Genomic DNA, 23635 nt, shown 5'->3' on the forward strand with positions numbered 1-23635 from the left:
TGCTGTGACAGACGTGGGTGCCGTGACATGGGTGCGGTGAAGAGCAAGCGGATGCCCCGCGCCGTGCGTGAGCGGCAGATGATGGACGCCGCCGTCCAGACGTTCGGGCAGCGGGGGTACCGGGCCGCCTCGATGGACGAGATCGCGGAGCTGGCGGGCGTCTCCAAGCCGCTGGTCTATCTGTACCTGCACTCCAAGGAGGACCTGTTCTCCGCCTGCATCCGGCGCGAGGCGGAGGCCCTGGTGGCGGCGGTACGGGCCGGGGTCGATCCGGAGCTGCCCCCCGACGGCCAACTCTGGTCGGGGCTCCGCGCGTTCTTCACGCACACCGCCGAACACCCGGACGGCTGGGCGGTGTTGCACCGTCAGGCCCGCTCGCACGGGGAGCCGTTCATCAGCGAGGTCGTGGTGATGCGCGACGAGATCGTCGCGTTCGTGACGGGCCTCATCGGCGCCGCCGCCCGCGAGGCCCACCGCGACCCCGCCCTCGCGGACCGCGATGTGGCAGGCCTCGCCCAGGCCCTGGTGGGCGCCGCCGAGTCCCTGGCGGGCTGGGCCAACGACACCCCCGGCGTCTCCGCGAAGGAGGCCGCCGCGACCCTGATGAACTTCGCCTGGGCGGGCCTGGAAAACCTGATGCACGCCCGCCCGTGGCAGCCCCCGTCGGACGCGTCGTAGGCAGCCGCCGCCCCTCCCGGAGGCGATGCCGTGGGGGCCCGCGCCCCGTCGCCGCGTGACCGGTTCCTCGCGCGGGGCGGCGGAGGGGTGGCCCGGCGGGCGCCTACCGTGGAGTCGCCCGGTTCAATCGTGTTGATCGTCACTCCGGCGGCCGTGGCCGGGCAGGCTAGCTTTCTCGGGTGTGACTGCCACTCAGATTCCGCATACTGCACCCGGTTCCCCCGTACCCGTGTCCGCCGCCCTAGCCGACCTGCTCTTCCCCGGTCAGCTGGGCGCGACTCACCAGCGGTGGAGGGACTTCTTCAGCTCCGCCGCGTTCCGTTTCCAGGAAGGGCTGACCCATCGAGAGCGCATAGCCCTGAGCTACGACCGGCTCCGGCTGGTGAACGGGGCCGTAGCGGCTCCACAGGCCCTGGCGGGCGACCCCGTCGATCTCACCGCCCTGCACGAGTGGGCCGGAGTGGTGGACCCGGGCATGGCCACCATCGCCTCCATTCACTACAACCTCTTCTTCGGCAGTCTGGCCGACCACGATCCGGCCGGCCGGGACCTGGGCGAGTACGTCCGCGCGGACCGCATCGGGACGTTCCTGTGCACCGAGGCCGCCCACGGCAATGACGCCGCGAACATGGAGACCACGGCGACGTACGACCGGGCGGCGCGCGAGTTCGTGCTGCACACCCCGCACGCCGGGGCGCGGAAGTTCATGCCCAACACCGGCCCGGCCGGCGGGGCGAAGGGGGCGGTCGTCGCGGCCCGCCTGATCGTCGACGGCACCGACCACGGCGTGCTGCTGTTCCTGACGCCGCTCAGCGACGGCGACGGCAGCCCGCTGCCGGGCGTGGAGGTGAGCCCGCTGCCCCAGACGGTCAGCAGCCCGGTCGACCACTGCGCCACGACCTTCCACCACGTCCGCCTCCCCTTCAGCGCCCTCCTCCAGGGCGACCACGGCCGCCTCACCCCGGACGGTGAGTTCACCAGCGGGTTCGGCAGCCCCCGCCGGCGCTTCCTCCAGTCCATCGGACGGGTCACGATGGGCAAGCTCTGCATGAGCGCCCACAGCCTCGGCGTCATGCGGCACGCCCTCGACGTCGCCATGCGCTACGCCCATACCCGGGTCACCTCGGGCATGACGAACGGCCAGCGCGTGCCGCTCATATCCCACCGCGGCCACCACACCGCCCTGCTCGACGCCACGGCGACGGCCTACGCCGCCACGCTGCTCCAGAGATCGGTCGTGCGGCAGTGGGGCCGGGCGACCGGAGAGGAGCGCGAGGCGTACGAGCGGCTGACGGCGATATCCAAGGCCTGGATCACCTGGAGGGCCCGAGCGGTCATGACCGAGTGCCGCGAGCGGTGCGGCGCCCAGGGCCTGGTCCAGGAGAACGGCATCGCGCTCCAACTGGCCTCCGTCGAGGGCGCGATCACGGCCGAGGGCGACAACAAGGTCATCATGGAGAAGGCCGGGGGCGAGATGCTGCTCGGCGGCATCGACCTCAAGCCGGAGAGCGAGATCCCGCCCGCACACCAAGAGTTGACCGACCCGCAGTTCCTCCAGGACCTCCTGGCCGACATCGAGCGCATCTCCCACGGACGGGCGAAGGCCCGGCTCCGGCAGCCCGCCGCATCGCCACTGGCCCGCTGGAACGCGACGGTGACGCTCGCGGTGGCGCTGGCCGACGCCCATGTCCACCGGCTCGCCGCCGAGTGCCTGCTGACCGCCGCCGACCAGGCCCCCTCCGGAGTGCCGGCGGACCTGCTGCGCGGGCTGCACAGCCTGTTCGCCCTGCGCCGGATCGCCGCCCACAGCGGGGACCTGCTCGCACGCGGCCGACTGACGACCGACCACGTCGAGCGCCTGCCCGACGCGGTCGACGCGGTCCTCGGCCTTCTGGAGCCCCACGCGCTGACCCTCACCCACGCCTTCGGCGGGTCCCGGACGCTGCTGAAGACGCATCCGATGCTCCACGCCTGAGCGGCACGACGGGGAGGGCGCCTCCCCGGCCGCCGCACGGCGACCGGGTCCGGATCGACCCGCCCAGGCGGTGCCCTCGCCGCGCACCCGGGCGGGTTTGCGCCTTCCTGCCGCGCCCCCTTCCGTCCCCCCCCCGGATGGTGGCCCTCGGCCTCAGGCCTCCCGCGTCACCGCCCCCGTGAGGTGTACGCGTCCGCTCGGGCTGCGCAGGGCGAAGGCGTTCCCGCCCGGGTCGGCGGCGTAGACGACGGTGGCGGGCAGCAGGACGGGAGCCTTGAAGTCGGCTCGTAACATACGGAGTTGGTGACCGGGCCCGTCGGACTCCGCCTCCGCCTCTGTCTCGGCCAGGCAGCGGGCCACCGTCCACATGCCGTGGGCGATGGCCCGGGGGAAGCCGAAGAGGCGGGCGGTGAGGGGGTGGAGGTGGATGGGATTACGGTCGCCGGAGACGGCTCCGTACCGCCGCCCGAGATCGCCGGGCAGCCGCCACTCACGGAGGGCGGGTAGCGCCTCGGCGTCGGTCTCCTCACGCCGTCCGGCCGCTGCGGCCTCCGTCGCATGCCGGGAGAGATACCCGCTGCGCGACTCCCACACCAACTCCCCGTCCACGCGCGCCTCGGTCACCATGGTGACTTCCGTGCCGCGCCGGTGGGCGTTCAACTCCTCTGCGTACACCGTCAGTTGGATCCACTCATCGGCCCGCACCGCACGGTGGCCGCAGGCCTCGAACCAGGTGTGGACGAGCCCGACGACCGGGAGCGGGAAGCCGCGCCCGGTCATCAGCCGCATGGCGAGCGGAAAGGCCAGGACGTGCGGATACGTGAGCGGAAGCACTCCCGGTCCGGCGTCGCCGGGCCCCGCCCCGTCCCTGTCCCCGGCCTCCGGGAATCCGCAGATGGTCCGGTACGCGGCCAGGGGGCCGGGGGCGGCGGGGGCGGCCGGGAGGGTGAGGCGTTCGGTGGGCAGGGTGGCGTCGGGCTTTCCGGCGCGCCGGAAGGGCGAGGTGACGGCTCCACGGACGAGGGAGGCGCTGAGGGAGGTCATCGCGCTCACGCTCCCAGCAGGCTCTGGCCGCAGACGCGCAGCACCTGGCCGTTGACGGCGGTGGAGTCGGGCTGGGCGAACCAGGCGACGGCCTCGGCGACATCGACCGGAAGGCCGCCCTGGGAGAGGGAGTTCATGCGGCGGCCCGCCTCGCGGATGAAGAAGGGGACGGCGGCCGTCATCTTCGTCTCGATGAAGCCGGGCGCGACCGCGTTGACCGTGACGCCGTGGTCGGCGGCGGCGCGCGGGCCGAGCGAGCGGACGAGACCGATGATCCCGGCCTTGCTCGCCGCGTAGTTGGTCTGGCCGTTGTTGCCCGCGATGCCCGCGATGGAGGCGGTGGCGACGATCCGGCCGCCGCGCGTGACGGCCCCGCCCTTCAGCAGTTCGTCGGTGGTGCGGAGCACGCTGTCCAGGTTGACGTCGACGACCGAAGTCCATCGGTCGGCAGGCATGTTGGCGAGGCGGCGGTCGCGGGTGATGCCCGCGTTGTGCACGAGGACGCCGAGCCCGTCCGGCGCTGCGGCGGCGATCCGGTCGGCGGCGTCGGGCGCGGTGACGTCGAGGGGGAGCGGGGTGGCGCCGAGCCGGGCGGCGGTACGTTCCAGCTCCTCCCGGACCCCTGGGACGTCGAGCGCGATGACCCGGGCCCCGTCGCGGGCGAGCACGGCGGCGACGGCGGCACCGATGCCCCGGGCGGCCCCGGTGACCAGGGCGGTGCGGCCGGCGAGCGGGGCGGCGGGGTCGGTGACGGGTTCGGGGGTGGCGTCGGTCAGCTCGATGACCTGTCCGCTCACGTAGGCGGACCGGGGCGAGAGCAGGAAGCGCAGGGTGGACGCGGCGCCCTGGGCCGTAGCGCCGCCGCCCGGAAGCCGTATGCCCGAAGCCGGTACGTCGGGGACCCGTACGCCCGGAATCCGTACGAGCTGAGCGGTGGAGCCCCGCCCGATCTCCTTGCCCAGCGACCGGACGAACCCCTCCAGCGCCTGCTGGGCGGCGGCCTGGTGGTGGTCGTCGGGGGAGGGGACCGTACCGAGGACGACGACCCGCCCGCCCGGCGCGAGGGAGCGGACGACGGGGTGCAGGGCGGCGTGGACGTCCCCGAGCCCGGCGGCGGTGGTGACCCCGGTGGCGTCGAGGACGATGGCGCCGGGCCGGTCGGCGCGGCCGACGACGGGAAGCCCGACCCCGGCCAGCACCTCCGCGAGCCCCGCGCTTGTTTCGGTGTCCGCCCCCGCTCCGGCCCCCGACCCTGCTGTGAGGTGCAGCAGCGGCCCCTCCAGCCGCGGGGTATCCAGGGACCAGCGGCGCAGCGGGGCGGGCTGCGGGAGGCCGAGGCGGCGGGTGAGGAAGCGGCCGGGTGCTGTGCCGGTGAAGTGCAGATAGCGATCGGCCATTGTCCTGACTCCCTGCTCGGTCGTAGATTTACTCCAGAGTAAGGTTACTCAAGAGTCAGGAGCTGGTCGAGATGCACAACTCAGGCGGGACCGACCCAGGACGCACCGCATGAGCACCCCCACCCCCGCCCCCGTCCCTGCCCCGGCGGTCCGGCGCGTGGCGGTCATCGGCGGCAGCCGTATCCCCTTTGCCCGTTCGGACGGCCCGTACGCGACCTCCTCCAACCAGGACTTGCTGACGGCCGCGCTCGACGGCCTGGTGGAGCGGTACGGCCTGGCCGGGCAGCGGGTGGGCGAGTTCGTGGCGGGCGCGGTTCTCAAGCACAGCCGCGACTTCAACCTGGCCCGCGAGACCGTCCTCGGCTCCGCGCTGGACCCGCGCACACCGGCGTACGACATCCAACAGGCCTGCGGTACGGGCCTCCAGGCCGTGATCGCCGCTGCCAACAAGGTCGCCCTGGGTGCCGTCGACTCGGCCATAGCGGGCGGCTCCGACACGACCAGTGACGCCCCGCTCGGAGTCAACGACGAACTGCGCCGCATCCTGCTCGCCGCCCGCCGCGCGAAGACAACGGGCGCCCGCCTCAAGGCGCTTGCCGCCGTACGCCCCCGCCACCTCGCCCCCGACATCCCGCGCAACGCCGAGCCGCGCACCGGCCTCTCGATGGGCGAGCACGCGGCCCGCACCGCCCGCCGCTGGGGCGTGACCCGCGAGGCCCAGGACGAGCTGGCGGCCACGAGCCACCAGCGCCTGGCGGCGGCGTACGAACGCGGCTTCCTGGACGACCTGATCGTCCCGTACAGAGGCCTGACCCGCGACCAGAACCTGCGCCCCACCTCCACGACCGAACAACTGGCGCGCCTCAAGCCGGTGTTCGGCACATCCGAACCGAACCCCACCATGACGGCCGGGAATTCGACGCCCCTCACGGACGGCGCGGCGACGGTCCTGCTGTCGAGCGAGGAGTGGGCGCGGGAAAGGGACGTGGAGCCCCTCGCCTACCTCACCCTCTACGAGACGGCGGCGGTCGACTACGTGGACGGCGACGACGGCCTCCTGATGGCCCCGGCGTACGCGGTGCCGCACCTGCTGGAGCGGGCGGGCCTGGGCATCGAGGACTTCGACCTGTACGAGATCCACGAGGCGTTCGCCTCCCAGGTGCTGGCCACCCTCGCCGCCTGGGAGAAGCAGGGCCTGGCCCCGCTGGACCGGACCCGTCTGAACGTGGCCGGTTCGTCGCTGGCGACCGGCCACCCCTTCGCCGCCACGGGCGCGCGGATCGTCGCGACACTGGCCAAGCTGCTGGCGGAACGGGAGGCCCCGGGACGGGGGCTGATCTCGATCTGCGCGGCGGGCGGCCAGGGGGTGACGGCGATCCTGGAACGCCCCTGAGGCCTTGGGGGCGCGCCCGAGGCCTTCGGAGGAGCACCCTCCGAGGACTTCGGAGCACCCCGAGGCCTATGGCGACCCGCCGGACGGACGACCCGGCGACGAGACATGTACGACCCCCGCCCGCCACCGAGGAGCCGCAAGTGTCAACGCCGAACACCGCCACCAATCCCACCCCCACGCCCGCCCCCACGCCCACACTGGTGGAACCCACGAAGAAGAGAGACGGGTCCGGCCGGGTCAGGGAGGTCTCCGTACCGGCCTTCGCGCCCCCGGTGCTGCGGGGCTCGCTGGCGGAGATCCCGTTCGACAACGCCCGGGAGGCCCCGGCGGAGGCGGTGCTGAGCCGCAAGGACGCCGAGGGCACCTGGCACGACGTGACCGCCGCCGACTTCGCCGCCGAGGTGCTGGCGGTGGCGAAGGGTCTGCTGGCGGAGGGGCTGCGGCCGGGGGACCGGATCGCGATCATGGCCCGTACGACGTACGAGTGGACGCTGCTGGACTTCGCCTCCTGGGCGGCCGGCCTGGTGACGGTCCCCATCTACCCCACCTCGTCCGCCTTCCAGGCCCGCTGGATCCTCCAGGACTCGGGGGCGGTGGCGTGCGCGGTGGAGACGAAGGAGCAGGGCCGCCTGATCAGCCAGGAGCGCAAGCAGCTGGGCGGCCTGGCGCATCTGTGGCAGTTCGACACGGGGGCGATCGGCCACCTGAAGTCGCTGGGCAAGCACATCCCCGACGAGGCGGTGGCGGAGCGCCGGGCCGGGCTGGAACCGGACACCCCGGCCACGCTGATCTACACCTCGGGGACGACGGGCCGCCCGAAGGGCTGTGTGACGACGCACGGCAACTTCTTCGCGGAGGTCGACAACGCGATCGAGCTGCTGCACCCGGTCTTCAAGTCGGTCTCGAAGGACCCGGCTTCGACGCTCCTCTTCCTCCCGCTCTCGCACGTCTTCGGGAGGATGGTGGCGATCGGCTGTATGAGGGCGCGAGTCCGCCTGGGCCACGCCCCCTCCATCCAGACGGAAGACCTCCTGGCCGACCTGGCGGGCTTCCGCCCCACCTTCCTCCTCGCCATCCCGTACGTCCTGGAGAAGGTCTACAACACGGGCCGGGCGACGGCGGAGAAGATGGGCCGGGCGTCGTCGTTCGACCGCGCGGCCCGGATCGCGCAGCGGTACGGCAAGGCGGTCGAGGCCGCCGAACACGGCACGGGCCCCGGGCCGGGCCTCGGCCTGCGGGCGGCCCGCGCCCTCTACGACCCGCTGGTCTACCGCCGTGTCCGGGCGGCGCTGGGCGGCAAGGTCCGGTACGTGATCTGCGGCGGCTCCCCGCTGGGCCGCCGGCTGGCCTCCTTCTACGAGGGCGCGGGCATCGGCATCTTCGAGGGGTACGGCCTGACGGAGACGACGGCGGCTCACACGGTGACCCCGCCCCTCAAACCCCGCCTGGGCACGGTGGGTTGGCCCCTCCCCGGTACGTCGGTACGCATCGCGGACGACGGCGAGGTGCTGCTCCGGGGCGGCCAGGTGTTCCGGGGCTACTGGGACGCGGAACGCGCGGAGCCGGTCCCGTACCTCCTGGACGGCGACTGGTTCCCGACGGGCGACCTGGGCACGCTGGACGAGGACGGCTACCTGACGATCACGGGCCGCAAGAAGGACGTCATCATCACGTCGGGCGGCAAGAACGTGACGCCCGCCCCCCTGGAGGACTGGCTCCGCGCCCACCCCCTGGTCAGCCAGTGCATGGTCGTCGGCGACAACCGCTCGTACATCACGGCCCTCCTCACCCTGGACCCGGACGGCCTCCACCACTGGCGCCAGATGGTGAAGAAACAGGACGTGCCGCTACGGGAGTTGGTCCACGACGAGGAGCTGCGCACGTCCCTGCAGAAGGCGGTCGACGAGGCGAACCGCCTGGTGTCGCGGGCCGAGTCCATCCGCAAGTTCACCGTCCTCCCGGTCGACTTCACGGAGGAACGGGGTCACTTGACGCCATCGCTGAAGCTGAAGCGGGCGGCGATCGCACGGGACTTCACGGCGGAGATCGAGGAGCTGTACCGGCGTAGGTGAGGGGGCGGGGAAGGCCGGGGCCCGGTGGCCCCACTCCCGTCTCTCGTCAGAGGTCGTCGGGCAGCAACCTGAATGCCTTGTGACCGGTCAGAGGCCGGACCATACGGAAGCGGCGGTCCGAGGTGAAGATGACCTCGGTACGGTGCGCGGCGGCGAGGGCGACGTTCATCGCGTCGGTCAGGCCGATGCGCTTGCCGCCGTCCGCGTCCACGTAGCCCTCCGCGACGGCGATCGCGGCGCTCAGGTGTGGTCCGACGGGCGGGATCTCGAACCTGCGGGTGGCTACGTTGCGTTCGATGAAGCGCGCTGCCGTCAGAGCGTGGCGGGCCCCGGCCTTGGTGGTGATCAGGTAGTCCAGTTCGGCCAGGACGAAAGGAGAGATGACCAGGTGGCTGATCGCTGCCAGTCCTTCTCTGTGCACTTCGTGGCCGCTGAGCCTCCGGTCGAGGAGCCGGTAGAGGGCGTTGGTGTCGGCAATGGCGACCAGGCTCACGACCCCATCCCCTTGAGCACATCGTCGATCTCGTCGTCGGTGAGATCAGGAAGGTCGAGATCGGGGAGCTCTATGGCACCCATGGGGTCGGTGGGATACGGAGGGATGTCGTCGTCGGTGATGGGGACGACGCGAGCGACCGCCGTGCCGTTCTTGGTGACGGTGATGGTCTCGCCGCGTGCTGCGGCAGCGAGGATCTGTGACGATTTCTGGTTGAACTCCCGAGCCGTGGCCTCCATGTACTACCTGTTACTACGCCGCCTGTGGTGGGTGTGGGGAGACGTTCCCGGCGGAGTGGCTTCCTGGATATAGGGCCTGGTCAGGCGCATGCTCGCGATTGGGGGCTTCCCGCGAGAGTGGGAGTGACCCCGGCCGCATCTGTGGGTTCGGGCGCGGCTGCCGCCGGTCCCCGCACGCGCGGGGGTGGTCCCGCCCGGTGGAGTACGCCATCGACCACGCTCACGTGGTCCCCGCACACGCGGGGGTGCCACCTCAACGAAGCTGGGCTCCTGCCGGTCGCCGCCCTCGGCGGATGGCGGCCGCCAGAGTGTCCGGCTGATCATGACGGCCCGCGGAGGGTCGGGCCGTAGCTACCTGGCCACCAGCCGTGACGGTGCGGATACGGCGCCCCGTATCATCCCGCCATGATCATGCTATCTGTTGACCCCGTCTCGCGGAGCTACGCCGATGGCCAGGCAGTGGGGCAGCTTCTGGGTCTCGCCGTCCTTCTGGTCGTTGTCTGGGTCGCCACCCAAGCCTGGCGCCGAGGTCCGGCCCCGGATGGTCCGGACGATGTCGAGCGGACCACCGCCATTGCCGTACGGCGTGGCAACATCGTCCGTGGAGCACTGCTGTTCATAGCCGCCGCCGGGCTGATAGGGATCTTCACCGGCAGGGGATACCAACCTGCCGCGGAGGCGGCCCCCACCGCCCAGGAGCCTGTCGCCCAGTCTCCTTCCGCCACAACGGGGCCCGCGGCCATCAAGCGCGTCATCGATGCCGCCCCGCGCGTCGGCGAGTACCGGCTGCACACCGGTGCGAAGGCGGCGGAGTACGAGAGGCTGGCTCCTGGAAAGCCGGGGCAGGGTAAGCGATGGTTCTACGACGGCCCTGGGAAAGGGTCGGTGGACGCTCTGCTGCAGATCAACGCCACCGAATGGGACGCATCGCTTCCGGCGACGTCAAGTCCGGAGGCCATGTGGGACGAGTTGCTCGAATTCTTCGCCGGGGCGGGGGCGAGTCAGGTGACCGACTTCGAAGCAGGGCCCTGGGGAGGTCAGTTGGGTTGTGGATTCGTCACGACGGACGGCGGACGCCAGATCTTGTGCGCATGGATCGATTCCGATACGCGGGGCCAGCTCGGACTGTTGGACGAAGGAGGCCTCCCCCGAGCCGCCAAGATCGCCCTGGAGTTCCGCACCGCCTCGGAGAAGCGCGCCGACCAGTGAGGACAGGGCGATGCCGAAGCAAGCGAGGAGGCGGCGTCGGCAAGACGCCGGGAGGCGACGGTCGGCCGCGCGTACTGCGCCCGATGTCGGACAGTGGGAAGTAGTGCTGGAGACCGGCGACCAGGCAGAGGTACGTGCACATCTGCGGCGGCTCCGGGAGTCAGGAGTCGACGAATCGCTCATCCGGATCGACACGCTGTGCCGACGTCCGGTCGAGCTGAGCACCTATCGGCTGAGCCGGTTCGTGGGCAACACCGCTCGCGAGTCGGACCGCGAGATCTCCGACCACTGACGCGAGGCGGGGCGAGGCGGGCAGCGTCTGGGCGTCGGCCGCAGTGGTGCCGCCCCGCACACGACCCTCCCGCCCCGCGTGTCACCGCAAATTCGATACCGCCCCGGCCGCCGAGGACGGAGACTCGCACCATGGCTGACATGGAGGCGTTCCGGGAGGCGGTCACCGCGTGGGCGGCGGGCGGGCGGTCCGATCCCGCCCGTGAGCTGGCCGAGCGGCTCCCCGTACGGACCGTCGTCCTGCTCGAAGGCCCGAGCGACGCCGCCGCCGTCGACGCACTGGCCGGGCGGCGCGGCCGGGACCTGGCCGGCGAGGGCGTCTGCGTGCTCCCGATGGGCGGGGCGATGAGCGTCGGCCGATTCGCGCCTCTCCTCGGGCCCACCGGCCTGGGCCTTCGCCTCACCGGCCTGTGCGACGAGCAGGAGCGAGGCTTCTACGAGCGCGGGTGGGAGCGGGCCGGAGCGGCGGCGCGGCAGGAGTTCTTCGTCTGCGCGGCGGACCTGGAGGAGGAGCTGATCCGCGCCCTCGGCGTGTCACGGGTCGAGGAACTCATCGAAGCCGAAGGTGACTTGCGCGCCCTCCAGATCTTCCTGCGCCAGCCCGCCCAGCAAGGCCGCCCCCCGCGCCAGCAGTTGCGCCGCTTCCTCGGTACGAAGAAGGGGCGCAAGATCCATTACGGCCGCGTCCTCGTCGAAGCCCTCGGCCCCGACAACGTCCCCGCCCCGCTGGACGACCTCCTCTCCTGCCTCTGAACGTCACCGAAGGGCACGGAACACCTCCGAACGCCCTCCCGGCGCCTCCGAGCACCCCTGGACCTGATGCACCCGGCCCCGGGGGCTGTCCACGCGGACCGGCTTGCGGCACTCTGGTGTCCGTTCAACTCGCGTAGATTCCACGGCACTTCGCGCGCCCCGCACCCCACGGCCAGGTCGTCGACCCGGAGGATTCCCCCACCCATGCGTGCTCCGCGAACCCAGAACCGTACGCACCCAATCCGTACGCACTCACGTACCCGTACAGCCCTCCTCGCCCTGCTGGCGCTCCTCGGCGGGCTGCTCACCGTCGCCACCACCGCGTCCCCCGCCGCAGCCGCGCCCAACTTCAAGGCGCCCTACGGCTGCGGCCAGCAGTGGACCTACAGCCACCACTCCGCCGAGGTCAGACGGGCTCTCGACTTCGTTCGTACCGACGGCGGCGCCACCGCCGGCTCCCCGGTCCTCGCCTCGGCCGCAGGGACCGCCTACCGCCACTCGCAGCCGAGCGGGGCGGGCAACTACATCTCCATCGACCACGGCGGCGGCTGGCAGACCTACTACTTCCACCTCAACGCGTTCTCCGTCGCCAGCGGGGCCCGCGTCGCCCAGGGGCAGCAGATCGGTACCACCGGCTCGACCGGCAACAGCTCCGGCGCCCACATCCACTACGAGCAGCTGCTCAACGGGGTCGGCCAGAACATCGTCATCAACGGCCGGTCACTCAGCCCGTACCCGGGGTCGTACTACAACAAGTACCTGACCAGCGACAACGGTTGCGGCGGTGGAACCGGCAGGTACTGGGTCGACACCTTCGCCAACGCCACCGGCTACGCCGCCCCCAACACCGCAGACGCGCAAGGCATCCTCAACGCCGGTACGAACTACGTGTACTGCAAGGTGTGGGGCGCCCGCGTCGGTACGGCCACCCAGTTCAACCACTGGTGGCTCCGCACCGACCTGGACAGCGTCTACCCGGGCAAGAACGGCCGCAACGCCTACGTCTCCGCGTACTACCTCTCCCGCTGGGGCAACGACGAGGCCCGCGACAACAACGGCACCGTGATCCCCAACTGCTGAGCGCAGCCCCCATGACCCCGTGCACGGGAGGGCCGCGGCGGCTGCCTTCCCGTGCACGGCCTGCGCCGCCCGCACGCCTCCCGCCTCAGAACCGCAGCGCCACGATCAACCGCCGGGCGGTACGGGCATCGACGGCCCCCAACTCCACGACGTCCGGGTCGTCCTCCCGTACGGAGATGCGCAGCGCCCCACCGCCCGTCCCGGCCGGGACGGCCTGCGCCAGCAGATCCCGTACGGCGGTGGCCTCGGGGACGTCCGCCCCCGGCGACGAAGCCCCCAGCAGCCGCGCCAGCCGTACGGCATCGTCGAGAGGCCCACGCCAGCCGTGTCCTGGCGGCTCCAGAAGTCACCAACCGCGTCCAGTCGGCGCTGTCGGCCCGGGCCGCGGGGCGGGCTCATGTGACGTTCACCCCCGCCGAGGGGACTCACAGCCGACCGCCCGAGGCACGGCTCCCGCGCGGTACGCGGCGTGGCCCCCGCCCGGTCGGCCGTAGAGCGTGGGCCGGCTCGGCAGGGCCCCGCGGCTCGCCCTGCCGGGGGCAGGCCGCAGGGCCGTACCGCGGAACCGCGACCGGTCTCAGCCTTGGCGCACCGTGGTGGCTCCGACGACGGGCTTGTCCGCGGTCACCGTGAGGTTGCTGAGGAAACGGCCGTCCGAGTTCGGCACGTAGGCATAGGTTCCCCTGCCTACGTCGTGCTTGAGGATCACGGTCCGCAGATATCCCTGGTAGAGGAATGCCTTCTTGCCGGCGGGGACGGTGAAGCTGACCGATTCAGTGGTCGACTTGTTGTACTGGGCGGTGAAGGAAATGCTCATACCCAATTGCATGGAAGCCTTGAAAACTTCGGCACTGACTTCGACCGAGAACGTGGAGGAGAAGGTGATCGTGGAGCCTACGCTGAATCCTTCGGTGACGGACCTGAGGTAGGTGGCGGACGCGTCCGACTTGGTATTGTCGATGGAGCCGATGTTCTGCAGATCGGGTGCATACAGGACAACGGCCAGACGCTCGTCGGATCCTGATGCGTAGATCACGGATTGGTCGAACGTGTCCTTGGTCGCATTCGGTCGCTCCTGGAAGATCGTCACCTCGTCATCGTCATTGGGCTCGGGCGTCGTGGCGGGTGCCGTGTTGTCGTTCACCATTTCTGGCTCCTGCGTGTCGGTGTCGAATTCTGAAACGGTCCCGGTGATGCGCTACGGGCAGAGGTTCCTGTCGTCCTTCACCTGGTCGATCACTCGCGTCCTGTTGGGCGGATCGGTGTCCAGGTCGTAGACCGAGGGGTAGACGATGGAGCGGGCGTAGAACTCCATGGTGGTGTCATGCCTGATCTCCGACTTCTTCTCCTTGTACCTCTTCACTTTCAGGTGCCACTTGATCGAGATCACTCCGAGTCCGGTGTTCGTGCCCGAAGCCCCTTGACCACTCGGTTCCTTCACCAGAAAGAGGAGGAGTTCGCGGAGTTTCCCCTTGTTCGCCTTGGTGGTGTCGTAGTCCGCTTCGCTCTCGTCGGTGTAGGGGAGGACCTCGGACGAGACGAATGCCTCCAGGTCCTCCTTGCTGACGCCCCCCGTCACCGAGGTGTGAGCCATCACGGCGTTCTTCTTGAACTGGTCCTTGACGGCCTGGGCAGACGAGTACCGTCCCTCGTATTTCTCCATGCGGTAGTTCGGCAAGCCCCATCGCCGATCGCCCTGCTCACCCTTCCTGCATTCGGGCCTCCGGTTCTTCACCTCCTTGCTCTGCAACTTGTCGAAACGTTCTTCGTTGACGAGTTCGGCCAGGTAGCCGGCGCACTTCCCGGCCACTCGGTCGGTGCCGGGGATCCATGTCGCGGCGCCGGCCGGACTGATGCCACCCTGCGCCAGCTCCGCAAGGAACTGGATGCCGGACGGGTTGCTCTTGGCGAACTGCTCGGCGAAGTCCGGAGCCTCCACGGAGACGCCGGCCAACTGGCTGATGAACTCCCCGCTCTGGGGATTCTCGTCCAGCAAATACTCGAAGAAGGCTTTCGCTCCCTCGTGACCGGACGCCTCGCGGGTGATGTAGCTCGTGTCGGAAGGGGCGATGTCGCAGACCGTGGAAACGAAGAGCTGGGCCTCCTGCGGTGCCGCTTGCTGAAAATCCTCTTCGAAGCGCCTGCCGATGAAGAATGCCTGATTCTCGCCGCTGCTCGGCAGGTCATCACGGACCTGCTGGATGAACCGCTGGAGGTTTTCGTCATCGGTCAGCTCACAGGTCAGGCCGATCGCATGCAGATTGCTTTTCAGTGAGGGGACTGAGGCTTTCGTGGGTTGACCCCTGCCGATGTCCAGCGGCTCCTCGAATACGTCGTTCGGCTCGCCCGGACCATCTGAAGAACGCATTTTCTCTCCTTCTCTGCGGTGGCCCGGTCACTTTACGTGTCAAGGCGGACGCAAAATCGAAGAAAAACCTTTCTCCGTTCGATTCACACGAATGGATGGAGCTACCGCCGGTCGAGTCGAATCCGTACACTCCGGCGGGACGCGGTTTCGATCGACGTCCTCGAAGGGCCGCTCCAGGGGCGGGCACTCTGGGTGTGCGGGTGTCGGCACCCTGCGGCTGACGGCGGTCCACCCCCGCACCGCGATCGCGCGGGCTCGGCACGCTCCTCGTCGAAGCCGCAGAACCGCGGACCGGGAGACGCGGTCCGCGGCGGGCCGAGCCGCGGCTGGAGGGGGACAGCCCCCGGGCCCGTGCGCTGGACGAACGGCCGGGGCGGCGTCGCGTACGACCGTCAACCGGACGCGTGGGAGGAGCACGCTCCTCCTCCGCCCCCCCGGCGGCCCACCGCCCCACGGGCTGCCGCGCCGCCTCCCGTACGGCTCACTCGAAGAACTTCAGGCTCCACCCCGTGTCCGTGTTCGGCCCCGGGACATTGGCCCGGGAGTACGTGGTGTTGCCCCACCAGGCGAACGTGCCCGTGTACCAGTAACGGTTGGCCCAGGAGTACGGGGTGCCCTTCGGGACCGCGTGGAACATCGACGGGAACCTGGGGCCCGCCGGAGGGCTGGTGTTGATGTCGCCGTGCAGCAGGACGAAGGTGTGGTGGCCGGGGCCGTGCACGTACAGCGTCGGGTCCCAACCCGCCATCGTTGTCGACTGGTTGGAGCCGAAGAGGCAGCCGTTCGACTTGTACCAGTCCCATACGTACGTGGGGTCGCCGCCCTTGCGCAGCCGCAGGTCGGCCAGGCAGTACTGGTCGCTCCAACTACCGTTGGCCGAATAGACGATGTGCAACTGGCCGTTGGGGTCCCTGATGGCCTCCGGGCTCTCGTTGATGAACGGGTTGCCCACCACCCGCTCCCAGCTCTCGCGCGGCTGGGAGATGACGTACCGGGCGCCCGTGGGCTGCGTGGGGCTGCTCATGCGGGCGATGTAGAGGTTCTGCTCCACGTTCGTGTCGCCCGCCCAGCCCGACCAGACGAACCAGCGCTGCCCCTCGAACGTGAACAGGGTGCCGTCGATCGCCCATTTGCCGTCCGGCAGGGCGAGTTGCGTCTCGGCGCCGTAACCGCTGTCGGGGGTGGCGGAGCTGATCACGAACATGCGGTGTGTCGCGCCACGGCCGGCAGTGAAGTAGATGTAGTACCGGCCGCCGTCCATCACGATCTCCGGCGCCCACACCTCGCCCCGGTCGCGGGTGTCCGACCAGACCTGGCGTGCGGGGGCCGTGGCGAGGCCGTCCGTCGACGACGCCTGGCGTACGGCGATGCCTCCGCCGGTCGACTGGACGCCGATGTACGTGCTGCCCACCCTCAGCACACTCGGGTCGGCGGCCCGCAGGCTCGTCTGGCCCTGCGGGGCCAACTCTGCTGCGGGCGCGGCTCCTTGGGCCGTGGTGGGGGCGGAGAGGAACAACGTGGCGGTGAGGGCGCCGGTCAGGGCCAGGGCGCCGAGGGCGGAGAGTGTGGTGGCGGCGGGGGTGGAAGAGCGGCGGAACAGTCTCATGGGCGGGCTCGCTCCCGTGTGTGCCTCCGGGTGGGGGTGGTACTGGGCCAGGGCGGGCGGGGGGAAGCGGCGGAGGCTGCGGGGGTGGGGCCGCCCTGGTCGGTGCGCGGTTCCGGTGTGCGGTTCCGTGCGCGTCCGGGGGGGATTTCTATCGTGGGAAGAGCGCTCTCACAGCATCCCGGTGGGGGGTGGGGGCGTCAACGAGCGATGCGGGGCCGGATCGTGCGGGGTAGTGGTGGTCGGCATGGGCGTGCGCCTCCTCGGTGCCGTGTCGGTCCTCATGCCGACCATCACCCACCCCCCCGGGGGGCCGTCGAAGGGCTCAGTCCGATGAGCCCGAGGCGCCCGTCAGCCTGGCCAGGTACTCCCCGGCCGTCAGCGCCGGGCGGGTGAGCGGCGCCGCCTGGCCCGCCCAGAGCGCGGCGAGGTCCCGGCGGTCCTGGGCCGCCGCTGCCGTCCGGAGCGGCTGCATCAGGAGGCTCTGGAGCGGGTACGGCGGCACCTCCCCCTCGTACGCCGCCATTTCCCGTACGAAACGGTTCGGGATGCCCCGGGCCGGGCGGCCCGAGTAGAGGCGGGTGAGCACCGTCGTCCGGGCCTCCGGGCTGTGCAGCGCCTCCTTGTGGACGGCCGGTGCGCCGGACTCCGCCGTGGCGAGGAACCCCGTACCGACCTGGACTGCGTCCGCCCCCAGTGCCAGCGCGGCGGCCACGCCCCGGGCGTCCGCGATGCCGCCCGCCGCGACCACCGGCACCGACATCGCGTCCACCACCTGCGGCACCAGCGAGAACGTCCCCACCAGCGACTCCGCCACCGGCCGCAGGAACGCGCCCCGGTGCCCGCCCGCGTCGCTGCCCGACGCCACGACCACGTCCACGCCCGCGGCCTCCAGCGCCACGGCCTCGCCCACCGTCGTCGCCGTACCGAACAGCACGATGCCCCGCCGTCGCGCCTCCTCCACCACCCGCACCGGCGGCACGCCCATCACGAAGCTGATGACCGGGGGCGCCGAGGCCAGCAGGGCGTCGACCTGGTCGTCGAAGGAGGGGTGGCTCACTGCGTCCCCGCCGTCGTGGCGGGCAGGGAGGCCGAGTTCGTACGCGTACGGGATCAGGCGCTCCGCGTGCGGTGCCAACTCCGTTGCCTGGAAAGAGGATCGCTCACCCTCCTGCGGGACCCAGAGGTTCACCGCGAACGGGCGTGACGTGGCCGCCCGCAGCCTTCCGACCAGCTCCGTGATCGCGTCGGGCGTCATGATGTGCGCCCCGTACGAGCCGAGGCCGCCCGCCTCGCTGACCGCCGCAGCGAGGGCGACGGTCGACAGCCCGCCGCCGAACGGGCCCTGGATGATGGGGAGTCGGAGGTCCAGCAGCTCTTCCAGCCGCCCCGCTCCCGTACCGCCTGCGCTGCCCGTGCTCACGTCGGCCCCGCTCATGCGGCTGCGGCCAGGTGTGCGGCGGCCTCGCGGCCGTGGGCGAGGCGGAGGGCGGTGCGGGCGACCCGGGCGCCGAGGTGGTGGGCCGTACGGAGGTCGGATTCGCCCGGCGCCCGGTCCGGGCCCAGGTCGGCGGGGGACTGGGCCATCGCGCCGAGGAAGCCGCCGAGGCGGTTCAGCTCGTCCGGGGAGCCGGTGGAGGTGTAGATCCAGCCGGGCAGCAGGCCGAGGGAGACCCAGTGCATCCCGTGCTGGCCGGCCAGGACCGCCATGGAGAGCAGCGCGTTGTCCTTGTTCCCGTTGAGCCCCGCCGAGTTGGTGAAGCCCGCCGCGAGCTTGTCCTGCCAGCCGCGCGCCGCCCAGATCGCGCTGCTCGCTTCCGCGAACCGCTGGAAGACGGCGGAGGTGGCGCCCATGTAGGTCGGTGAGCCGAAGACGATCGCGTCGGCCGCCTCCAGGGCCGCCCAGAGTCCGGCGTCGAGCGTGGTCACGTCCCGGAGGTCCGCTGCCGCCCCGGGGACGGAATCGACGCCCGCCGCGACCGCCGCCGCCTGGCGGGCGGTGTGCCCGTAGCCGCTGTGGTAGGCGATGGCGACGGAGACGGGGGTGGGGGTGGAGGGCGTGTCGGATTGCGTGGGTGTCCGGGCTTCGGGCATGGAGGCTCCCAAGGTCGACGGCGGGCTGGTCCCGCCACCGGTGATGACTCTAGACGACCGGTCAACTAAAAATCACCCCGACCTTCCTGGGTGATAGTTGACCGGACGTATACTCGCTGCCATGGGACGTACCAGCACCGCGAAGGAACGACTGGTCGGCGCGGCCGAGGAGCTGATGCGCGGCCGTGGTTACGGCAGCCTCGGCGTTGCCGAGATCTGCGCCAGGGCGGACGTGCGGAAGGGCAGCTTCTACCACTTCTTCGCCTCCAAGCAGGCCCTGACGGTCGCGGTGATCGACGCCTACTGGGACAGTCAGCGAGCCTGCTGGCAGGGCGAGTTGAGCGGCGAGGGCGCTGCTCTGGAGCGGCTGGAGCGGCTGCTCGCCGCCATGACCGGGGTCCAGCGGCGGGCGAAGGAGGAGTCCGGGGCCGTCGAGGGCTGCATGCTGGGCAACCTCGCCCTGGAGCTGAGCACCCAGGAGCCGGACGTACGGGCCCGGCTGGAGGAGGTCTTCGACGAGCAGATCCGCCTCGTGGAGGGCGCGCTCGTCGATGCGGCAGCCGAGGGGGCCATCCCCGCCGGGCGCGCCGGGCGGGAGGCGGCCCAGGCGGTGATCTCCCAGCTGGAGGGGATGGTCCTGCTGGCCAAGCTCAAGAACGATCCCACCGTCCTGGACGGCCTGTGGCCCCACACCCTGCTGCTGCTCCAGGCCGCGGACCGTCCGCAGGGCTCGTAGCGGCTGTCGTAGCCGTGGTGGATACTGCGCCCGTTGTGCCTGGGGCTTCGGCTGTGTGGGGCTGCCGGCCTACGCCCCCGACCTCTCGCCCACCGGCCGCCTGCGCAGCGGGACTTCGGTGAGGGAGGGCGGGGTCCAGACGCCGTCCGGCGGGTAGACGTCCGTCCCCGGCGGCACGATGGCGTCGATCCGGTCCAGGGTCTCGTCGTCCAGCGTCAGCGAAGCGCCCTTGAGCAGGCTCTCCAACTGGTCCATCGTGCGCGGGCCGATGATCACCGAGGTGACCGCCGGGTGGGCGATGGGGAACGCGACGGCCAGCTCGGGCAGCGTGGTGCCGATGCTCTCGGCCACGGCCACCAGCCGCTCCACCACCTCCAGCTTGGCGGCGGTGAGCGGGGACGACGGGTCGAAGCGGTGGGGGTGCAGGGCCGCGCGGCCGGTGGACAGGTCGATCGTGCCGCCCCTGCGGTATCGGCCGGTCAGGAAGCCGGAGGCCAGCGGGCTCCAGGTGAGGACCCCCATGCCGTACCGGCGGCAGACCGGCAGCACCGACTTCTCGATGCCCCGGGCGAGGATCGAGTACGGCGGCTGCTCGGTCCTGAAGCGCCCCAACCCCCGCCGCTCGGCGGCCACATGGGACTCGACGATCTCCTCCGCCGGAAACGTCGAGCAGCCGAACGTACGGATCTTGCCCTGCCGTACGAGGTCGGTGAGCGCGGACAGGGTCTCCTCGATGTCCGTCGTGTGGTCCGGGCGGTGGACCTGGTAGAGGTCGATCCAGTCGGTGCCCAGGCGCCGCAGGCTCTCCTCGACCTCCTTGACGATCCAACGCCGTGAATTCCCGCCCCGGTTGGGGCCCTCGCCCATCGGGAAATGGACCTTCGTGGCCAGGACGACGTCGTCGCGACGGCCCTTGAGCGCTTTGCCGACGATGATTTCGGACTCGCCGGAGGAGTACATGTCCGCCGTGTCGACGAAGTTGATGCCCGCGTCCAGGGCGGCATGGATGATCCGTACGGAATCGTCGTGGTCGGGATTGCCCGCCGCGCCGAACATCATCGTGCCGAGACAGTGGGCACTCACCTCGATGCCGGTGCCGCCGAGTGTGCGATAGCGCATGTCCCCGTTCCTCCCCTTCCGTCCGCCGTCTGTCGTCGGCCGTGCTTCGCGGCACTTTAGGAGGTGGAGTGCACTCCAGGGCAAGGGAATTGGGGGGGGCAGGGAGGAGAGGGCGTGCGTACGGCGAAAGGCCCCGCCGCAGTACGCGGCGAGGCCCTTTCCGCTCACGGTCGTACGCCTCAGGCGTCGGCGCCCGGCCTGCGGCGGCGGGTGATGAACACCGCGCCCGCGCCGAGCGCCACGGCCGCGCCGGCCGCCAGGGCGAGCTGGGCGGTGGCGTCGGACGAACCGGTGGCGGCCAGGGTGCCGTTCGTGGTGTTCACCGGAACGCTCGAACCCGAGCCCTGCGGGGTCACGCCGGAGCCGGTGGCCGGGGCGGTCGTGCTGGGCTTGGGGGACGGCTTGGTGACGGGCTTGGCCGCCGCTGCCTTGATGTCGAACTCGTTGACGGCGGCGTCGGGCGTCAGACCGCAGGAGCCGTCCTCGTTGAAGTAGTCACCCGCGATGAAGGTGAGGCCCTGGCCCGCCGGGGCCTTGGCGTCGACGTCCAGGCGCAGCTTGATGTCCGCCTGCTTGCCCTGCTTCAGCGCGCCGATGGCGTCGATGTAGAGGTCGCCGTCGACGTTCTGCCACTTCGGGGAAGCGGTGGTCGACCACTTCAGCTTCAGGTACTTGGCGATGTCCTTGACGCCGTCCTTGTCGGTGGCGTGGACACCCGCGTACGTGAGGACCTTGTCCAGGTCCTTCCCGGTGTCGTTGGCCACCCGGACGGAGAAGGTGGTGACGGTACCGGCGGTGACCGTGTCGGGGAAGCCCGTCACCGTCGTGGTGAGGCCGGGATCGTCGACGCACTCCTCGCCGCCGCCCTGGTTCTCCTCCTCCTTGGCGCGCTCCACGGCCGCGTCGGCGGCCGCCTTGGCGGCACGGGTCTCCTTCACGGCCTCCCGCGCCTTGTGGAGGACGCGGAACGCCTCGAGCCGCGCGTCTTCCACGAGCTTCTCGGCGGCCTTGGCGTCGGTCTCGGCGGTGGTGTGGGCCGCCGCCGCCGTCCCGGCTGCGGTCGTGGCATCGGCGAGGGCCTTCTCCGCGGCCTTCCGCTCCTCGTCGGTGGCGGTCTCGGCCAGCTCGTCGAGCGTCTTCTGCGCTTCCTTGACCGCCTTGTCGGCGGTGTCCTTCGCCGCCGCGGCGTCGTCCGCGGCCTTCCGGGCGGCCTTGGCCGCCACGGCGAGGGGCGCGGTCTCGGCGGTCGCCGCCTCCACCGCCGCCTCTGCGGCCTTCTCGGCGGCGAGGGCCGCGTCGTACGCCTTCTGCGCCTCGGCCGCCGCCTTCTCGAGTTCCTTGAGGGTCGGCTTGTTCTGCGCCTGAGCCTGCTTCTGTGCCTGCGCCTGTGCCTCCGCCGGCGCCTGCGTCTGCTCGGCGGGCTTCGTGTCGGCGAATGCCGGGGTGACGGAGAGTATGACGGCGGGCGTCGTCACGGCGGCGACGACGGCCGTAGCGAGAATGCGGCGAATCTTCACATGGGCCCTTTGGGTTCGGGACGAAGAAGGGGAGCGGCCCTCCCGGCGGCAGGATCACGCGCGGGTGGCCTGTGGTGATGGTATGGCGCACGTGCGAACGTACGGTGGGAGTTTTTCGGCCGGTGCGGGCGGACAGGTGTTGCCGTCGGCAGACAGAGAGAGCGAAAAGGGACAGTTGCTCTCCGAGGCTGTGCTTTTCCTGTGATCAACGCCATGGAAAAGGGATGCCGGGTGGCGTGGCGCCGGTGCACCCGCATTTCCGTCCCTTTATCCGGAGCGCAACATTCAGGTATCCGCGATTCCGCTTATCCGCGGGTTCGCGGGTTCGCGGGTTCGTGGGTTCGCGTGTCCCGGCAGGTCTCGTGGACCGTGTCGGCGTACGTCCGTGGGTGGCGGCCGGGTCTCTCCGGTCGTGGTCGTGGTCGCGCCTCTTCCCTGCCCGCACCCCTTGTCTGATGGTCCGTCAGGTATGACGATGGCGGCTGCCGTGACCCGGGGCGGCGGGGACCGCCCCGGGCCGGACCGAAGGGAAGGAGGCCACCGTGCCGAACCCGGGACCGCAGCCACCACCGTCACCCTCGCCGTCGTCACCACCCTCACCCTCACAGCCGCTCCGACCGGCGCCCGACGGGAAGCTCCCGTACGGGATGCAGCTCCCGATCCAGTCGCAGAGCGCCCTCTACGCCGAACCCTGGGAGGCGTCCGCCACCCCCGCCGACCTCGCCCGGATCGCCCGGGCCGCCGACCGCTCCGGCTTCGCCTACATCGCGAGCTGCGACCACATCGCCATCCCGCGCCGCCTCGCGGAGGGGATGAGCACGGTCTGGTACGACCCCGTCGCCACGCTCTCGTACCTCGCCGGGATCACCGAGCGCGTCCTGCTGCTGAGCCATGTCGCCGTCGTCGGGCTGCGCCATCCGCTGATCACCGCCAAGCAGTACGCCACCCTCGACCATCTCAGCGGCGGCCGGCTGATCCTGGGCGTCGGGGCCGGTCACGTACGGGAGGAGTTCGAGGCGGTCGGGGCCGACTTCGACGGGCGCGGCCCGGTCCTCGACGAGACGATCGATGCGCTGCGGGCGGCGCTCGGGCCGGAGGAGTACCCGGAGTTCGCGGGGGAGCGGTTCTCCTTCGGCGGGCTGGGCCAACTGCCGCGCCCCGCGCAGGAACGGGTGCCGCTCTGGGTGGGCGGCTCCTCGCCCGCCGCCGTGCGCCGGGCCGCCGTACGGGGGGACGGCTGGCTCCCGCAGGGCGACCCCCGGGACCGGCTGCCCGCGCAGATCGCCCGGGTGCGCGGGCTGCGGGTGGAGGCGGGGGTCGAGGAGCCGATCGTCATCGGCGCGATCACCGAACCGCTGTACGTCGGTGAGCCCGGGTGGGCCGTCGGGCGGCGGACCCTCGCCGGGAAGCCGGAGGAGCTGGCCGCGTCGCTGCGGGAGTACGCGGCGATGGGCGTGCACCAGATCCAGGTGCGGTTCCGCAGCCGGAGCGTGGCCGAACTGACCGATCAGATGGCGGCGTTCGGGGCGGACGTGGCCCCGCACCTCGACCGGTCCGACCAGTAGGGGAGAGCG

21 protein-coding genes are annotated in these 23635 nt (G+C 71.2%); 10 read left to right on the forward strand and 11 right to left on the reverse strand.

The window, feature by feature from the left end:
- Positions 1-27 precede the first annotated feature (27 nt).
- The gene (locus tag DJ476_RS20005) at positions 28-678 is read left to right on the forward strand and encodes a TetR/AcrR family transcriptional regulator (RefSeq protein WP_103421043.1); all 651 of its coding nucleotides are present in this window, start codon (positions 28-30) and stop codon (positions 676-678) included.
- A gap of 181 nt (positions 679-859) precedes the next feature.
- On the forward strand, positions 860-2653 hold the full coding sequence (locus DJ476_RS20010) for an acyl-CoA dehydrogenase family protein (protein WP_112491183.1): 1794 nt from the start codon (positions 860-862) through the stop codon (positions 2651-2653).
- Between the two features lie 153 nt (positions 2654-2806).
- Here DJ476_RS20010 and DJ476_RS20015 read toward each other — a convergent pair whose 3' ends face one another.
- Together DJ476_RS20015 and DJ476_RS20020 are read right to left on the reverse strand one after the other, a co-directional pair.
- Complete coding sequence (locus DJ476_RS20015) at positions 2807-3697, reverse strand: MaoC/PaaZ C-terminal domain-containing protein (protein ID WP_112491184.1); 891 nt, start codon at positions 3695-3697, stop codon at positions 2807-2809.
- A 5-nt stretch (positions 3698-3702) separates the two neighbouring features.
- The gene (locus tag DJ476_RS20020) at positions 3703-5094 is read right to left on the reverse strand and encodes a 3-oxoacyl-ACP reductase (RefSeq protein WP_112491185.1); all 1392 of its coding nucleotides are present in this window, start codon (positions 5092-5094) and stop codon (positions 3703-3705) included.
- Between the two features lie 109 nt (positions 5095-5203).
- On the opposite strand from DJ476_RS20020, the gene DJ476_RS20025 reads away from it, so the two are divergent.
- Together DJ476_RS20025 and DJ476_RS20030 are read left to right on the forward strand one after the other, a co-directional pair.
- Complete coding sequence (locus DJ476_RS20025; RefSeq protein ID WP_112491186.1) at positions 5204-6487, forward strand: acetyl-CoA C-acetyltransferase; 1284 nt, start codon at positions 5204-5206, stop codon at positions 6485-6487.
- Between the two features lie 140 nt (positions 6488-6627).
- On the forward strand, positions 6628-8559 hold the full coding sequence (locus DJ476_RS20030) for an AMP-dependent synthetase/ligase (protein WP_112491187.1): 1932 nt from the start codon (positions 6628-6630) through the stop codon (positions 8557-8559).
- Positions 8560-8605: 46 nt separating this feature from the next.
- On the opposite strand, the gene DJ476_RS20035 is transcribed toward DJ476_RS20030, so the two are convergent.
- Both DJ476_RS20035 and DJ476_RS20040 read right to left on the reverse strand, forming a co-directional pair.
- Positions 8606-9052, reverse strand: a complete 447-nt coding sequence (locus tag DJ476_RS20035) for a PIN domain-containing protein (RefSeq protein WP_112491188.1) — start codon at positions 9050-9052, stop codon at positions 8606-8608.
- Positions 9049-9291, reverse strand: a complete 243-nt coding sequence (locus DJ476_RS20040; protein ID WP_112491189.1) for a type II toxin-antitoxin system Phd/YefM family antitoxin — start codon at positions 9289-9291, stop codon at positions 9049-9051. The genes DJ476_RS20035 and DJ476_RS20040 overlap by 4 nt, the downstream gene beginning before the upstream one ends.
- 405 nt (positions 9292-9696) lie before the next feature.
- Here DJ476_RS20040 and DJ476_RS20045 point away from each other — a divergent pair, with 405 nt between their 5' ends.
- The 4 genes from DJ476_RS20045 (at position 9697) to DJ476_RS20060 (ending at position 12624) form a co-directional block, all read left to right on the forward strand.
- Complete coding sequence (locus DJ476_RS20045) at positions 9697-10500, forward strand: hypothetical protein (protein WP_112491190.1); 804 nt, start codon at positions 9697-9699, stop codon at positions 10498-10500.
- A 103-nt stretch (positions 10501-10603) separates the two neighbouring features.
- Entirely contained in the window at positions 10604-10792 is a 189-nt protein-coding gene (locus DJ476_RS20050) for a hypothetical protein (protein ID WP_240676580.1), read from the forward strand.
- Between the two features lie 131 nt (positions 10793-10923).
- Positions 10924-11544: a TOPRIM nucleotidyl transferase/hydrolase domain-containing protein gene (locus DJ476_RS20055; protein WP_112491191.1), complete on the forward strand. Its 621-nt coding sequence runs from the start codon at positions 10924-10926 to the stop codon at positions 11542-11544.
- Positions 11545-11748: 204 nt separating this feature from the next.
- A complete protein-coding gene (locus DJ476_RS20060) occupies positions 11749-12624 on the forward strand; it encodes a M23 family metallopeptidase (protein ID WP_103421053.1) in 876 nt (291 codons plus the stop codon).
- Positions 12625-13201: 577 nt separating this feature from the next.
- On the opposite strand, the gene DJ476_RS20070 is transcribed toward DJ476_RS20060, so the two are convergent.
- The 5 genes from DJ476_RS20070 to DJ476_RS20090 all read right to left on the reverse strand — a co-directional run bounded on the left by DJ476_RS20070 (position 13202) and on the right by DJ476_RS20090 (position 18689).
- Positions 13202-13771: a hypothetical protein gene (locus tag DJ476_RS20070; RefSeq protein WP_112491192.1), complete on the reverse strand. Its 570-nt coding sequence runs from the start codon at positions 13769-13771 to the stop codon at positions 13202-13204.
- 51 nt (positions 13772-13822) lie between these two features.
- A complete protein-coding gene (locus tag DJ476_RS20075) occupies positions 13823-14992 on the reverse strand; it encodes a lectin (protein WP_112491193.1) in 1170 nt (389 codons plus the stop codon).
- 481 nt (positions 14993-15473) lie between these two features.
- Positions 15474-16598, reverse strand: coding sequence for a glycoside hydrolase family 43 protein (locus DJ476_RS20080; protein ID WP_112491194.1), 1125 nt, complete (start codon positions 16596-16598; stop codon positions 15474-15476).
- A gap of 322 nt (positions 16599-16920) precedes the next feature.
- Complete coding sequence (locus tag DJ476_RS20085) at positions 16921-18033, reverse strand: NAD(P)H-dependent flavin oxidoreductase (protein ID WP_112491195.1); 1113 nt, start codon at positions 18031-18033, stop codon at positions 16921-16923.
- A complete protein-coding gene (locus DJ476_RS20090; protein WP_112491196.1) occupies positions 18030-18689 on the reverse strand; it encodes a flavodoxin family protein in 660 nt (219 codons plus the stop codon). Before DJ476_RS20090 ends, DJ476_RS20085 begins: the two co-directional genes overlap by 4 nt.
- 121 nt (positions 18690-18810) lie before the next feature.
- On the opposite strand from DJ476_RS20090, the gene DJ476_RS20095 reads away from it, so the two are divergent.
- Entirely contained in the window at positions 18811-19425 is a 615-nt protein-coding gene (locus DJ476_RS20095; RefSeq protein WP_019761574.1) for a TetR/AcrR family transcriptional regulator, read from the forward strand.
- Positions 19426-19494: 69 nt separating this feature from the next.
- Here DJ476_RS20095 and DJ476_RS20100 read toward each other — a convergent pair whose 3' ends face one another.
- Positions 19495-20544 (reverse strand): aldo/keto reductase, encoded by a 1050-nt coding sequence (locus tag DJ476_RS20100; protein WP_112491197.1) that lies wholly within the window; start codon positions 20542-20544, stop codon positions 19495-19497.
- A 179-nt stretch (positions 20545-20723) separates the two neighbouring features.
- Entirely contained in the window at positions 20724-22061 is a 1338-nt protein-coding gene (locus DJ476_RS20105) for a COG1361 family protein (RefSeq protein WP_112491198.1), read from the reverse strand.
- A gap of 647 nt (positions 22062-22708) precedes the next feature.
- Here DJ476_RS20105 and DJ476_RS20110 point away from each other — a divergent pair.
- Entirely contained in the window at positions 22709-23626 is a 918-nt protein-coding gene (locus tag DJ476_RS20110; RefSeq protein WP_112491199.1) for an LLM class F420-dependent oxidoreductase, read from the forward strand.
- Positions 23627-23635 lie beyond the last annotated feature (9 nt).

It is taken from the genome of Streptomyces bacillaris, from assembly GCF_003268675.1.
Classification (GTDB): domain Bacteria; phylum Actinomycetota; class Actinomycetes; order Streptomycetales; family Streptomycetaceae; genus Streptomyces; species Streptomyces bacillaris.

Bases quoted from the DNA above. Each gene is read 5' to 3' on its own strand.
- DJ476_RS20005 (WP_103421043.1), top strand. From the start codon at position 28: ATGGGTGCGGTGAAGAGCAAGCGGATGCCCCGCGCCGTGCGTGAGCGG.
- DJ476_RS20015 (WP_112491184.1), bottom strand. From the start codon at position 3,697: ATGACCTCCCTCAGCGCCTCCCTCGTCCGTGGAGCCGTCACCTCGCCC.
- DJ476_RS20020 (WP_112491185.1), bottom strand. From the start codon at position 5,094: ATGGCCGATCGCTATCTGCACTTCACCGGCACAGCACCCGGCCGCTTC.
- DJ476_RS20025 (WP_112491186.1), top strand. From the start codon at position 5,204: ATGAGCACCCCCACCCCCGCCCCCGTCCCTGCCCCGGCGGTCCGGCGC.
- DJ476_RS20040 (WP_112491189.1), bottom strand. From the start codon at position 9,291: ATGGAGGCCACGGCTCGGGAGTTCAACCAGAAATCGTCACAGATCCTC.
- DJ476_RS20045 (WP_112491190.1), top strand. From the start codon at position 9,697: ATGATCATGCTATCTGTTGACCCCGTCTCGCGGAGCTACGCCGATGGC.
- DJ476_RS20055 (WP_112491191.1), top strand. From the start codon at position 10,924: ATGGCTGACATGGAGGCGTTCCGGGAGGCGGTCACCGCGTGGGCGGCG.
- DJ476_RS20060 (WP_103421053.1), top strand. From the start codon at position 11,749: ATGCGTGCTCCGCGAACCCAGAACCGTACGCACCCAATCCGTACGCAC.
- DJ476_RS20070 (WP_112491192.1), bottom strand. From the start codon at position 13,771: ATGGTGAACGACAACACGGCACCCGCCACGACGCCCGAGCCCAATGAC.
- DJ476_RS20075 (WP_112491193.1), bottom strand. From the start codon at position 14,992: ATGCGTTCTTCAGATGGTCCGGGCGAGCCGAACGACGTATTCGAGGAG.
- DJ476_RS20080 (WP_112491194.1), bottom strand. From the start codon at position 16,598: ATGAGACTGTTCCGCCGCTCTTCCACCCCCGCCGCCACCACACTCTCC.
- DJ476_RS20085 (WP_112491195.1), bottom strand. From the start codon at position 18,033: ATGAGCGGGGCCGACGTGAGCACGGGCAGCGCAGGCGGTACGGGAGCG.
- DJ476_RS20090 (WP_112491196.1), bottom strand. From the start codon at position 18,689: ATGCCCGAAGCCCGGACACCCACGCAATCCGACACGCCCTCCACCCCC.
- DJ476_RS20095 (WP_019761574.1), top strand. From the start codon at position 18,811: ATGGGACGTACCAGCACCGCGAAGGAACGACTGGTCGGCGCGGCCGAG.
- DJ476_RS20100 (WP_112491197.1), bottom strand. From the start codon at position 20,544: ATGCGCTATCGCACACTCGGCGGCACCGGCATCGAGGTGAGTGCCCAC.
- DJ476_RS20110 (WP_112491199.1), top strand. From the start codon at position 22,709: ATGCAGCTCCCGATCCAGTCGCAGAGCGCCCTCTACGCCGAACCCTGG.